Here is a 13,457-nt window from a genome sequence, read left to right as displayed (position 1 = left end):
GACCTCACAGGCCGTTCAGCGCGTTCCGCAGATCCTGCGGCGTGCGGTAGTGGACGGTCCGCATACCGAGTGCGGTGGCAGCCTCCACGTTCTCCAGGGTGTCGTCCACGAACAGGCAGCGCTCGGCCGGGACGCCGGCCCGCTCGACGGCGATGTCGTAGATGCGCCGGTCGGGCTTGGCGATGCCCACCCGCGCGCTGCTGACCACGTGGTCGGCGAGGTCCGTCAGACCCAGGGACTCCAGGTCCTCCTCCAGCTGGACCGAGGTGTTGGTGACGAGGACCAGGGGCATGTGGGTACGGGCCCGGCGCAGCAGCGCCACCACCGTCTCGTCGGCGTGGAACGGCGAGCGTATGAGCGCCGTGCTCAGCTCCACCGCCGTCTCGTAGGCCACCAGTCCCGTCAGGCCCCGCAGGATCGACCCCGCCCACTCGTCCGGTGTGATCCGGCCCAGCACCAGCGGAAGCACCGTCTCCGGCGCGAAGGCCACCTTCATGGTGGTGCCCTCGGCCAGCCCGGCGGCGCGCTCCAGCGCGTACAGATGGGCCGGTTCGTAGACGCGGATCACGTTGTCGACGTCACAGAGCACCGCGTCGAAGGGGCGCCCGCCGGAAGCGGACGGGGCGGACGGGGTGGCGGGGGAGAGGGTCATGAAGTCACCCTGGCATCCGCCCGGGAGCCACCCGCGGCCAGGGCCACCGGCCAGGGCGACTTCCCGGCCCGGTCCTCGGACGTCCGGCATCGCCGAACCCCCACTTGCCCAGGCCCTCGCGTCCCCACTTGCCCAGGCCCTTGCGCCCCTGCCTGTCCAGCCCCTCGCATCCCGACTAGTCCAGCCCCTCCGCCGCCCGCTTCTCCCGCAGTTCCATGATCGCCCGACGGCGTGCCAGCCGGTGGGTGCGCCGGATCTGGGCCTCCTGGTAGCGCCGCTCGTCGCGCTCGGTCTCCGGGAGGACGGGCGGCACGCGCCGCGGCTTGCCGTCGGCGTCGACCGCGGCGAACACGAGATAGGCCGAACCGACCTGCTGGGGCGGCGTCGACTCGTTCCAGCGCTCGGCCAGCACGCGCACGCCGACCTCCATGGACGTCCGCCCCGTCCAGTTCACCTGGGCCTTCACATGGACGAGGTCACCGACGCGGACCGGCTCCAGGAAGACCATCTCGTCCATGGAGGCGGTGACGGCGGGCCCGCCGGAGTGCCGCCCGGCCACCGCGCCCGCCGCGTCGTCCACGAGCTTCATGATCACTCCGCCGTGCACCGTGCCCAGAAGGTTGGTGTCGTTGTGGGTCATGATGTGGCTGAGGGTGGTCCGGGACGCGAAGGTCGGCTTGCCCGGTATATCGGATTCCGGGTTGGGCGCCAGGTCTGTCATGCCGTCCACCCTATGCGGGGGCGTGCGAAGGTCGCTTTGCATCAGCTCTGCAACAGGCGTGACCCAGATCTCCCCGGTCTCTTGTTAGGCACACCGTGCGGACCTGCACACTGGTCCGCATGAACGATTGGCCCGACGGGTGGTCCGACAGCAACCGCAGCGACCGTTACGGACGCGGCAGCGCAGGCGCTCAGCCTGAGGGCGCCCGCGTCATGCGGCAGGTTCAGCGTGGCCCGGGAACGCCCGGTCCGCGCCCGTCCGCCCCGCCGTACGGCGGGGTGCCCCAGCAGCCGACGTACGACGACGGCCAGGGGTATGACAACGGGTACGACTCCGGTTACAACACCGGGCAGGTCTACGGTTCGCCGGGCGCTCCCGGTGGTCCGCAGGGTCCCGGCGGTCAGGGCGGCCGTGGTCCGCGCCCGGCGCCGAACTGGCGCCGGCGGATCAAGTGGATAGCCATCACGCTGGTCACGCTGCTGGTCGTGGTCTCCGTGGGCACCTACTTCTGGGCCGACTCCAAGCTCCACCGTGACGTGGATCTCTCGAAGGTCATCGACCGGCCCGACACGGGCAAGGGCACCAACTACCTGATCGTCGGCTCCGACAGCCGCGCCGGCATGTCGGCCGAGGAGAAGAAGAAGCTGCACACCGGGTCCGCCGAGGGCAAGCGCACGGACTCGATGATGATCCTGCACGTCGGGGACAACGGCGACACCCTGATCTCCCTCCCCCGCGACTCGAACGTGACGATCCCGACGTACCAGGGATCCGCGTCCGGCAAGACGTTCCCCGGCACGGGCCGCCAGGTGAAGCTGAACGCGGCGTACGCGGAGGACGGGCCGACGCTGCTGGTCCGCACCATCGAGTACAACACCGGCCTGCACATCGACCACTACGTGGAGATCGGTTTCGCCGGGTTCGCGAACATCGTCGACTCGGTCGGCGGTGTGGAGATGACCCTCGACCAGGGCTTCAAGGACAAGTACTCCGGCGCCGACTTCAAGGCGGGCAAGCAGACCCTCAACGGTGAGCAGGCCCTCGCCTTCGTCCGTACCCGCCACGCCTTCGCGGCCTCGGACCTCCAGCGCACCAAGAACCAGCAGAAGTTCCTGTCCGCCCTGGCCCACCAGGTCGCGACCCCCGGGACCATCCTGAACCCCTTCAAGCTCTACCCGACCATGGGCTCCGGCCTCGACAGCCTCACCGTCGACAAGGACATGAGCCTGTGGGACCTCGGCAGCATGTTCTGGGCGATGAAGGGCGTGACCGGCGGCGACGGCAAGTCCATGAACATGCCGATCTCCGGCTCCACGGGCGGCAACCTGGTCTGGGACAAGGCCAAGGTCAAGACGCTGGTGGACGAGCTGAAGAACGACCAGACGGTGACGGTGTCGAGCAACTGACCCGCACCACCACGAAGGGCCCCGCCGGACGGTACGGCGGGGCCCTTCGCGTGCTCCGTGGACGCGCGCGTCACCTACGTGCACACCACCTGATCCCCCGTCACCACCCGGGTCTCCCCCTGGTAGGGATCCTGCACCCGGACCCGTGTGACCTCCTTGAAGTCCGCCCCGGCGATCACCTTCAGCAGCGGCCCCTGCCCCTTGACCTCGCGCAGCTCGCTGCCCGGGAGCGCGGCGGCGAGGGACTTCGCGGAGCGGTCCCAGCGCGGGTCGTAGACGATGACGCTGTGCCGGGCGCCGCGGTCCTGGGCGTTGACGGGCCGGCCCGTCGTGCGGAACCCGGTGGCGGCCAGGGCGCCGTCCATGCGTTTGCCGAGGCCGTCCGTGGGCGTCCCGTTCTCCACCTGGACCTGGATCTGCTGCGGGGCCACCTCGACGCGCACGGTCTTGGCGCGCGCGGCCTTGTGCGGGGGAGAGAGCTGCTTGTCGTCGCGCAGTGACTGGAAGAGCGCGCCGGCCTTGTTGTCGTCCCACTTCAGTGTGGAACCGATGCCCTTGACGACGTAGGCCATCTGCCCGATCGGCACGGTCGTGAACTCGGAGGAGGAGGGGGAGAAGTTCCGCATCGCCCGGCCGAGGTCCAGCAGCTCGTCCGTGCCGAACCCCTGGTCCGCGCGGACCGAACCGAGCACGGCCCGGGTGACGTCACGGAACCTCATCGGGTTCAGCAGCACCCCCGACGACGTGGCCCGCTCGATCAGCGCCGCCAGGAACCGCTGCTGGCGCTGCATCCGGCCGATGTCGGAGGCGCCGTCGACATGCCGGGACCGTACGTACTGGAGTGCCTGCCCGCCGCTCAGCGTGTGCGTGCCGGCGCTCAGGTCGAGTCCGGTGTACGAGTCCTTGAGGGGCTTTGCGGTGCAGATGCTCACGCCGCCGAGCACGTCCACCGTCCGCATGAAGCTGGTGAAATCGACCTCCAAGTAGTGGTCGATCTTCACATGGGTCATGTTCTCGACGGTGCGCACGGTCAGCTGCGGGCCCCCCTCCGCGTACGCCGCGTTGAGCTTGATCGGGTGGGGGCCGTGCTCGGCGCCGGTGGTCTGGTCGGTGTGCGCGGGCACCTCGGCGTACGAGTCGCGCGGCAGGCTCACGACGCTGGCCCGCTCCCGGTCGGCGGCGATGTGCACGATCATCATCGTGTCGGTGCAGTGGCAGGGGGCACCGCCCAGACGGTACTTCCGCCGCTCCTCCTCCGTGATCTTGTCGCGGCCGTCGGTGCCGACCAGCAGCACGTTCATGCCGTGGCCCCCTGCGGGGCGGTTCTTCATGTCCTTGAAGGGGTCGACCCGGGCGATGTTCTCGCCCAGGCTGGTGACCACCGCGTGTCCGATGCCCGCCGAGGCGAGGACCACCACCGAGATCGTGGTGACCACCCGCATGGCCCAGCGCGGCTTCTTCCTCCGTACGGGGGGCCGTACGGTGGACCGCTCCGGAGGCCGCCGGGAGCGGGGCGGCTGCGGGCGGTTCTGGGGGCGGGGCTGCGGGCGTGCGGGGGAGCGGGGCGGCGTGGGCAAGGGGGACACCTCCGCGGGGGTGAACGTGGGGATCCGTGAGCACCGTAGGCCCATACGATCTGCTGCCCGGCCCGTGGACCGGGCGGCGCGCGCCCGTGTCCCCCATTCGCGGTAACGTGACGTCCGATGAGCGAGAAGTCTGACGTGCGGCCCCCCGCCGTTTCTGTGATCATGCCCGTCCTCAACGAGGAGCGGCATCTGCGCGGGGCCGTCCAAGCGATCCTGGCGCAGGAGTACGACGGCGAGATGGAGGTGGTGATCGCCATCGGTCCGTCCTCGGACCGTACGGACGAGATCGCCGCCGAGCTCGTACGCGAAGACCCACGCGTCCACACCGTCCCGAACCCCACCGGGCGCACCCCGGCCGCGCTGAACGCGGCGATCAAGGCGTCCCGGCATCCCGTCGTCGTGCGCGTCGACGGGCACGGCATGCTCTCCCCGAACTACATCGCGACCGCCGTGCGGCTCCTGGAGGAGACCGGCGCGCAGAACGTCGGCGGCATCATGCACGCCGAGGGCGAGAACGACTGGGAGCACGCGGTCGCCGCCGCGATGACCTCGAAGATCGGGGTCGGGAACGCCGCCTTCCACACGGGGGGCGAGGCGAGTCCCGCCGAGACCGTGTACCTCGGTGTCTTCCGGCGCGAGGCCCTGGAGCGGCAGGGCGGCTACAACGAGGAGTTCATCCGCGCCCAGGACTGGGAGCTGAACTTCCGGATCCGGGAGGCGGGCGGCCTCATCTGGTTCTCGCCCGAGCTGCGGGTGTCCTACCGGCCCCGGCCCTCGGTCAAGGCGCTCGCCAAGCAGTACAAGGACTACGGACGCTGGCGCCATGTCGTCGCCCGCTACCACGAGGGCTCCATCAACCTGCGCTACCTCGCCCCGCCGACCGCCGTGTGCGCGATCGCGGCGGGTGTCGTGGTGGGCGTGGCGCTGACGCCCTGGGGCTTCGTGATCCCCGGCGGCTATCTCGCGGCGATAGTCGCCGGCTCGCTGCCCGCGGGCAAGGGGCTGCCCCTGAAGGCACGCCTGCAGATCCCCGTCGCCCTCGCGACCATGCACATGTCGTGGGGCTTCGGCTTCCTCACCAGCCCGAAGGCGCTGGCGAAGAAGGTCATCGCCTCCCGCCGCCCGGCGGTACTCGGCTCCACGGAGCCCGCCAACTGAGCCTCATCCATGAACGGTTGGGCCCCTCTCGACATCGAGAGGGGCCCAACCGCTTTCTGCCGACCGGCCTACGGCCAGGTGCGGTTTCCTACGACCAGGTGTAGTCCTTGTTGACGTGCATACAGGCGTCGGTCTTGGCGCCGTTGAGCACGTCCGCGGACTCCGGCGTCGTGTTGTCCTGCGCCTTCGCCTTGTACGTCGTGCCCTCGCGCCAGTCGGCGCCGACCACGAGCGTGACGCCCGAGACGTCCGTCGACTTCTTCACCGCGCTCAGCGGGACCCCCAGCGCCTTGGCGACCGCCTGGGCGTCGCCCTGCAGATCGGCGCTCGGGTAGCGGATCACCGTCGTCTCCTCGGCGGTCGCCGTCGAGGTGTCCGCCTCGGCCTTGGTGAAGCCCTTGCCGACGAGCAGCTGGGACACCGTGCGCGCGCGTCCGCCGACCGGGCCCAGCGCGGCCGTGCGGGTGCCGTTCTGCACGATCACACCGATCTGGTCGTCCGCGGCGGCCGGGTCCGTGGAGGCCTTCACCGCGGTCGCCGTCTTCTTCTTGTCCTTGCCGTCGAGCGCGATGTCCTCACGGACGAGACGGAACAACTGCTCGGCCTCGACCGGCTTGGGCTCCACGCGGTTGCTGTCCGACACGGCCCACTGCCAGGGCATCGTGGTCATCGTGATGCGCTTCGGCTCGACCTTCTTGAGCTCGTTGCCGAGGTCGTAGAGCTTCAGCGGGCTGCCCAGGCCCTTGTCGACGGTCAGCGCATTGGTGGCGGTCTCCGCGAGGCTGCGCAGCTTGCCGGGGTTGCTGATCGTGGCGTTCTCGCGCAGCTGGCGGACCATCGAGTTCATGTACTGGTGCTGGGCCTTGGTCCGGCCGATGTCCGTGTTGTCCTCGAAGCCGTACCGCGTCCGCAGCCACGCCAGGGCCTGTGTGCCCTTGACGGAGGTCGTGCCCTTCTTCAGCTTCAGCCCGGAGCCGTGGCCCTGGCTGTCCTTGGAGTAGATGTTGGCGTCCACACAGACCGGGACGCCGCCGATCGCGTCCGCCATCGACACCACACCCGAGAAGTCGATCTTTATGAAGTGATCGATGTGGATCTTGGTGAGCTTCTCCCAGGTGGCCACCGTGCAGCCCGGACCGCCGCGCCCGAGCGAGGTGTTGGTCATCACCAGCCCGACGGTCGCCGGGTAGACCTTCTTGGTGTCCGGGTCCGTGCACTTGGGCATCTTCAGCAGGGTGTCGCGCGGCATGCTGATCACCGACATGTTGCTGCGGTCGGCGGAGAGGTGCAGCAGCATCTGGACGTCCGCGAGCGGGGTACCGCCGAAGGTCTCCTTGGCGCCGCCGAGGGACTGGTTCTCCTTGGTGTCCCGGGCGTCCGAGCCGATCAGAAGGATGTTCAGGGGGGTCTGCCCGGCCGCGTTCGCCTTGCTCTTGGCCGCCCGGTCCTTCTCGTCGCCGAGGTTCAGGTCGTCCTTCTTGATGTTGGCGCTCAGGTGCTGGTAGTAGAGGTAACCGGCGCCCGCGGTGCCAAGTATCAGAAGCGCCAGGACCGACGCCGACCAGCGCAGTATGCGGCGTCTGCGTCGTGGGTGCCCGCCGTCGCCGCCCCCGCGCCGACGACCGCCGCCACCGCCGTGCCGGCCCTGGCCCCGCGGTTCGGCCGACGCGTCGTCGCCGTCCTTGTCGACCGGCCGCCCGTCGCGCCCGGCGCCTCGGCCGTCGGCGTCGGCCGAATCGCCGCCCTTGCCGCTCGAGCCGCTGCCTCCACTGATGGAGCCGCTGCCTTTACCGGTGGAGCCACTGCCTTTGCTGGTGGAGCCACTGCCTTTGCTGGTGGCATCGCCGACTCTGCCGCCGGAAGCTCCGCCTCCGTCGGTGGGATCGCCGTTCTCGTCGTACAGGCTGTCGTCCCAGCCCAGATCGTCGGCCTGTCGGACACGTGGTCGAGCCCCCTCCCCACGCACACCGCTTCGCGCCATCTCCCTGCCCCTCCCCACCCTGCGCCTGACAAACGGGTCCGTCCCGCGTCCGATCGGACGCGTACGTCTGGCCGGACACCCCTTGCGTCCGGCCCGGACGCCCCCGCGCCCTGTTAGACGTCTGACAGACCCGTTAGGTCATCAACTGGCGCACACTGTCTTGTCCGCCGTGGACTTGTCGACCTCGGGCGCCTTGGTCGGAGTGGTCAACGACACCCCTGCGCCCTTGAAGTCCTTGCCCAGGGTCAGCACGATCGCGGGCAGACCCTGTGAGTTCTTCTCGCTCTTGCCAGGCTTCAACGCCGAAGCGGACAGCCCCATGAGGTCCGCCAGTTTGCGCGCCTGATCGGCCTGGTCGGGAGCGTACTCCAGGGTCGTCTTGCTCAGTGTTGCGTCGGCGTTACCGAGCTGGCTGGACTTGAGCACGCCCTCAGTATTCTGCAGCCAGTTAAGAGTCTCCTGTGCGCTGCCGCCGGGGGCGCCGCCGTTGTAGATGTCGACGCGGATGTCGGCGGCGGAGGAACGGGTGCCCTTGAGGCGGGCGGCGACCTCGGCCTTCTCCTTCTTCTCCTTCTGCTTCACGGCGGTGAAGGAGACGTCGTTCTTGATCGCGTCGAAGACCGCGGGGGCCTGCGACTGGTTGACGATGACGGTCGCCTTGACCTTCTCGGCGGGGTTGTCGAGCACCGGCACCGTGGTGAAGGTGATGTTCTTCGTGGGCACCTTCTTCAGCTCCAGGGCCACGTCCTTGAGGGTGCTGACCTTTCCTATCCCGGTGTCCACGGTGAGCGCCTTGGTGGCGGCCTCGGCCAGGCTGATCAGCTTGGCCGGGTTGGTGAGGGTGTCGCTGGAGGCCATCTTGCGCATCAGGGAGCCCAGGAACTGCTGCTGCACCTTGATGCGGTCGAGGTCGCCCTGGTTGCCGAAGCTGTGCCGGGTCCGTACGAACGCGAGAGCCTGCTCGCCCTCGACCTTGGACTTGCCCGCGGGCAGCTTGAGGTGCGACTCCTTGTCGTTGACGGCGTGCGCCACACACACCTCGACACCGTCGACCGCGCTCGTCAGCGTCTTGACCGCGTTGAAGTCGGCCATCATGAAGTGGTCCACCGGGATGCCGGTGACCGCCTTGACCGTACGCATGGTGCAGCCCGGGTCCCGGCCGTCCTGGCCCAGGCTGGTGTTGAAGCGGACGTTCTGCGTACCCGGGACGACCTTGGTGGTGCCGTCGGGCTGCTTCGTAGGACAGTCCGGGACATCGACGATCAGGTCACGCGGAATGCTCAACGCGGTCGCGTTCGTACGGTCCTTGGAGACGTGCAGCAGGATGTTGGTGTCGGCGTGCCCGACGCTGCCCGCGTCGCCGTACCCCTCGTTGCCCGCGCCCGTGCGTTTGTCGGTGCCGATGATCAGGATGTTGAAGGCCTCGTCCTTGCTGAAGCCCTTCTTGCCCGCGCTGCCGACGTCCGTCGTGCTGACGTTGCCCTCAAGGTGCCTGAGGTAGAGATACCCCGCGGCGGAGACGGCGACCAGCACGAAGGCCATCGAGCCGCCGGTCCACAGCAGTATCTTCTTCGCCTTCGACTTCTTCGGCTGCGTCCGGCCCTTGCGACGGCCCGGCGGTGGCTCGGCCGGCGCGCCGCGGCGCCGCCGCGGCCCGGGCACGTCGGGGCCCGGCTTCGCCGGACTCTCTCGTTCCGGCGCCCGGCGCGCACGTGTCCCCGTCCCCGCTCCCGGTCCCGCGTTCGAAGGGCTGCCCCGACGCGGTCTAGGGACTCCCGACTGCGGAGCGGAAGGGGTCAGTCGCAGTTCGTATTCACCGGTGTTCGGGTTGAGTACCCACTGGTCTGCGGGGTCGATGTCGTCCGCCCGCCCACGGCCTTGCGCGTCCACGGTTGTCTGAATCCTCCGTCGGGGCCACGCGGCGCCCTTCCCCCTCAAAGGACGCTCGGGTCTCGGTCAGCAGTGCGCGACCCCCAGGACGGACCTCGTGGCCGGGTGCACCGGATCGCTCACACTATCCGGCCGGTTCAGGGTCAAGCGACGGTGGTGACAAATTCCACCTTCCTACAACTGGGCAATCCGCCCTATTTCTCAGAGACTTCTCAGCTCCGCAGTTCCCGCCTTGGCGCACGCTTTACCCGCAGGCGTCCTCGGCCGCCGTGTTACCGCGAAAAGTCGGCGCGGATGTGGGAGCGTCGGGCCGCTTTCCCTTCGACTTCCCGTTGCCGTGCGACTCCGCTTCGTAGTCGAATGCCGAGTCGTACGTACCTTCGCCACCACCCTCGTACGAGTTCTTGCGTTTCGCAGGGGAATCCGTCGGATGGTCCGTCGGAAGACTCGTCGCAAGGCCGCTCGGCGGGTCCGTCGGAAGGCCGCTCAGCGGGTCGGTCGGCGGGTCGGTCGGAAGGTCCTTCGCGACCGCCACCTGAGCGTCCGCGCGCAGCAGGGCGAAGAGTTTGTCGGCCGCGGGTTTCACGAGCTGGTCGCGATTGGCGTTGTAGACGTACGACGTTCGCGGCACCGTCAGGAATTGGACACGTTCTGTAGGGATATTGCGCATGCCGCGGACCAGGTCGTACAGCCCGCGCAGGCTCGCCAGATCCGGGTCCGTGGTGAGCGACGAAGTGGCCGCGTCGAGCATGGGATAGAGCCGTGCCGGATTGAGCAGGACGTCGTTGCTCTGCACCTTGTTGACGAGCGCGCCGAGGAACCGCTGCTGTCGTTCCATCCGGTCGGTGTCGCTGCCGTCGCCGATGCTCTTGCGGGCGCGGACGTAGCCGAGGGCCTGTTCGCCGTCGAGGACGACCTTGCCCGCGGGCAGCTTCAGCTTGGCCGCCTTGTCGTCGATGGGCTCCTTCAGACACACCTCCACGCCGTCCACGGCGTCGACCATGTCCTTGAACCCGTGGAAGTCGACGACCACGTGGTGGTTGATACGGATGTTCGTGAGCTTCTCGACGGTCCGGATCGTGCACGCCGAACCGCCCACCTCGAAGGCGGAGTTGAACATCGCGAACATGGGCCGGGTACGGGTGCCGTCCGGACGCCGGCAGCTCGGCACGTCCACCATCAGGTCGCGGGGCAGGGAGACGGCGGTGGCGCTTTGCCGGTTCGCGGACAGGTGCAGCAGGATCGTGGTGTCGGAGCGCTCGGTCCCGGAGTCCCGGCCGTACTTCTCGTTCCCGTCGCCCGACCGTGAGTCCGACCCGATCAGCAGGATGTTCTGCGCGTCGCGCACCAGCGCGGTGGGCCGCTCCTTCTCGTAGCGGGCGAGCTCGGCGGCGGCTTCCTCGTCGGCCGTGATGTTCCGGCTCAGCTTCTCGTACGCGACCAGGCCGACGCCGACGGCACCGAGGACCACGACGGCGACACCGAGCGCCGAGTACTGCACCCAGCGTCGCCGTCGTCGTCGTGCGAGCCCGGCACCGGTGGGCGAAGCCCCCGCTCCCGGCCCTGTCCTGTCGGTCACGTCGGAGTCCACCCCTCATGGCGTGCGGGCGTGCGGTGCTCCTACGACCATGGCTCGGAGGCCCCGCGACGGCGGCAGATAAGGGGCCGAACGGGTGACGGGATCCGTCAGGGGCGCGGGGCCCGGCAGGTACGGATCCGCGGCGGGACAGCGTGCGTGACCGGCCCCCCACGGGCCGGCCCCGACAGGCGACCGGCCCCCCCCCACGGGCTGGCCCCGACAGGCGACCGGCGACTACCGAACCGTCGAAGTCACCCGCTCACTCTCGATCCGCTTGGCCAACGCGTCCTCGCCCAGTCGCTCCAGATGACGACAGAGCACCACGGACCCCCCGGCGGCGAGCGGCGCGTACAACCCCGCGCTCAGCCCCTCCCAGGTGTCGTACGGCAGCGCGGACAGGATCCGCGACCCGGGCCCCGTCAGATCCAGCGAGGCCGCCTCCGCCCGGGCCCGCTCGACGACCTCGGCCCCCGTGTGCTCGGCCCCGGCGACGATCAGCGCGGCCTCCTCCGGGTCCACCGGCGCGTACGGCTGGAAGCGGTCGCCCTGGCTCGGCACCTCGACGGCGTAGTCGGCGTACCCGGCGGGCGGTGTCGGGAAGCGGCGTCCCAGCGGCGCGAGCGAGAGGGCGACGCGTTCGCCGGAGCAGGCGAGCCCGGCCTCGAGCGTGTCGGGCCCCGCGACGACGAGGTCGGCGGCGCCGGGATCGCCCCCGACATCCGCGACGACCCCCACCGAGGAACACGCGAGCAGCCACACCGCCGTCTGCCAGTGCGCGGGCAGCAGCAGCGCCACCCGGTCGCCGGGCTCGGCGGACAACTCGCCCTGGAGGAGGTTGGCGGTCTTGGCCACCCAATTGGCGAAGGTCGCGACGGACAATTCGACACGTTCGCCCGTGGCGTCGTCGTAGAAGGTCACCAGGGGGCGCGCGGGGTCCGCGGCGAGCGCGGATCGCAGCAGGTCGGCAGGGGTGCGGTCGGTGGCGTTCACGCGCGCAAGCGTACGCGGGGGTGTCCGGCGGGACGCGGCGTCCGCGCCACCGGTTCGGCCGAGCGCGACCCGACGGTCCGTCAAATCCGCAATGGACAGATATCTATGGCTATGTCCACGATCGGGGGCATGCATGGAATCCTTGCTTCCTCGGTCGGCGTCACCTGCGCGGCCGCACTCACCCTTCCGCTGGCCCTGTCCGCACCGGCACAGGCCCGACCCCAGGCGGCGAGGAGCGAGCCCGCCGTGTCGGGCAGCACCCAGTCCCTCCCCCTGGTCCCGCTCTCGGGCGACCGCTCGCTCGGACCCGACGCGCCCGAACAGGGCCTCACCAGGCGGAGCGTACGGACGTTCTCACTGGTCGGGGTCGTCTGGGACGACCCCGACACCGAACTGCACGGCCGAGTCCAGGTCCGTACCCGCGCCGCCGGAGTCGACCGCTGGTCCGGCTGGCAGGACATCGAGACCCACAACCACGAGCACGCGGCCGACCCGGACACCGCCGAGGGCGACTCGGGCCGGGTGCGCGGCTCCACGGCGCCCCTGTGGGTGGGCGACTCGGACGGGGTCGAGGTCCGCGTCCAGGCGCAGGTGGACGAAAGAGCCACGGCAGCCGGCGAGTCGCCGCTCCCCAGAGGCATGCACCTCGAACTCGTCGACCCCGGCGCGGAACCCGCGCCCCGGGGCGCGCCGGCGGGCGACGGGAGCGCGGGCGCGGAGAGCGCCGAGACGTACGCCACCTTCGCAAGCAACGCCGACCTCGCCCCGTTCGGCGCCTCGGAGATCCCGGCACTGTCCAGGGCCGAGACCGAGCGCGAGGCCCCGGCCCTCCGCGAGGGCGCCCCGCTCGTGAAGCCGTACATCGGTGAACGCCCGCGCATCGTCACCCGGCGCGGCTGGGGCGCGAACGAGAGCCTGCGCGAGCGCGGTTTCGTGTACACCAAAAAGGTGAAGGCCGCCTTCGTGCACCACACGGCCTCGGGCAACAACTACCGCTGCTCCCAGGCCCCTTCGGTCATCCGCAGTATCTATCGCTACCACGTGGTGAGCAGCGGCTGGCGCGACATCGGCTACAACTTCCTCGTCGACAAGTGCGGAAACATCTACGAAGGCCGCGCCGGGGGTGTGGCGAAGCCCGTCATGGGCGCCCATACCCGCGGTTTCAACAGCGACAGCATGGGGATCGCGGTCCTCGGCAGCTTCGGCAACACCAAGCCGGCCGCCGCCGCGGTGACCGCCATCGCGCGGCTCACGGCATGGAAGCTCGGTCTCTCCGGAGCCGATCCGCGCGGCAAGACATACCTGAAGTCCGGCGGTGGCAATCTCTACCGAAAAGGTAAGAACGTACGACTGAACGTGATCTCCGGCCATCGGGACGGGTTCGCCACGGAGTGCCCGGGGAGGCTTCTGTACGGCAAACTCGGCTCGGCCAGAACGGCCGCGGCCCGCTACCAGGGCCGCTGAGGTCTGCGCGGAGCCATCGAGGAAACGCCA

At 69.7% G+C, this 13,457-nt stretch carries 10 protein-coding genes; 3 read left to right on the top strand and 7 right to left on the bottom strand.

From position 1 onward, the window contains the following. Positions 1-4: 4 nt before the first annotated feature. Positions 5-652, bottom strand: coding sequence for an HAD family hydrolase (locus AQJ27_RS31805; RefSeq protein WP_067376059.1), 648 nt, complete (start codon positions 650-652; stop codon positions 5-7). Between the two features lie 175 nt (positions 653-827). After that, complete coding sequence (locus AQJ27_RS31800; protein ID WP_054236896.1) at positions 828-1,373, bottom strand: acyl-CoA thioesterase; 546 nt, start codon at positions 1,371-1,373, stop codon at positions 828-830. Positions 1,374-1,492: 119 nt separating this feature from the next. Between AQJ27_RS31800 and AQJ27_RS31795 the strand changes: the two genes are divergently transcribed. Next, positions 1,493-2,779, top strand: coding sequence for an LCP family protein (locus AQJ27_RS31795; protein ID WP_067376057.1), 1,287 nt, complete (start codon positions 1,493-1,495; stop codon positions 2,777-2,779). 74 nt (positions 2,780-2,853) lie between these two features. Here the strand turns inward: AQJ27_RS31795 and AQJ27_RS31790 are convergent, their stop codons facing one another. After that, positions 2,854-4,356: an LCP family protein gene (locus tag AQJ27_RS31790; RefSeq protein WP_439959853.1), complete on the bottom strand. Its 1,503-nt coding sequence runs from the start codon at positions 4,354-4,356 to the stop codon at positions 2,854-2,856. A gap of 126 nt (positions 4,357-4,482) precedes the next feature. On the opposite strand from AQJ27_RS31790, the gene AQJ27_RS31785 reads away from it, so the two are divergent. Continuing rightward, on the top strand, positions 4,483-5,523 hold the full coding sequence (locus tag AQJ27_RS31785; RefSeq protein ID WP_067376053.1) for a glycosyltransferase family 2 protein: 1,041 nt from the start codon (positions 4,483-4,485) through the stop codon (positions 5,521-5,523). 88 nt (positions 5,524-5,611) lie between these two features. Here the strand turns inward: AQJ27_RS31785 and AQJ27_RS31780 are convergent, their stop codons facing one another. The 4 genes from AQJ27_RS31780 to AQJ27_RS31765 form a co-directional block, all read right to left on the bottom strand. Continuing rightward, complete coding sequence (locus AQJ27_RS31780) at positions 5,612-7,504, bottom strand: LCP family protein (protein WP_079065406.1); 1,893 nt, start codon at positions 7,502-7,504, stop codon at positions 5,612-5,614. Positions 7,505-7,645: 141 nt separating this feature from the next. Continuing rightward, a complete protein-coding gene (locus AQJ27_RS31775; protein ID WP_079065405.1) occupies positions 7,646-9,394 on the bottom strand; it encodes an LCP family protein in 1,749 nt (582 codons plus the stop codon). 244 nt (positions 9,395-9,638) lie between these two features. Beyond that, complete coding sequence (locus AQJ27_RS31770; RefSeq protein ID WP_201264370.1) at positions 9,639-10,973, bottom strand: LCP family glycopolymer transferase; 1,335 nt, start codon at positions 10,971-10,973, stop codon at positions 9,639-9,641. A 234-nt stretch (positions 10,974-11,207) separates the two neighbouring features. After that, complete coding sequence (locus tag AQJ27_RS31765; RefSeq protein WP_067376047.1) at positions 11,208-11,963, bottom strand: TIGR03089 family protein; 756 nt, start codon at positions 11,961-11,963, stop codon at positions 11,208-11,210. Positions 11,964-12,092: 129 nt separating this feature from the next. Here AQJ27_RS31765 and AQJ27_RS31760 point away from each other — a divergent pair, with 129 nt between their 5' ends. Next, positions 12,093-13,427 (top strand): peptidoglycan recognition protein family protein, encoded by a 1,335-nt coding sequence (locus AQJ27_RS31760; protein ID WP_096240106.1) that lies wholly within the window; start codon positions 12,093-12,095, stop codon positions 13,425-13,427. Positions 13,428-13,457: the final 30 nt, after the last annotated feature.

The sequence above is a fragment of the Streptomyces olivochromogenes genome, assembly GCF_001514115.1.
Lineage (GTDB): Bacteria > Actinomycetota > Actinomycetes > Streptomycetales > Streptomycetaceae > Streptomyces > Streptomyces olivochromogenes.
The sequence above is the reverse complement of the archived record's forward strand: the minus strand, read 5'-3'. Positions and strand labels throughout refer to the sequence as shown.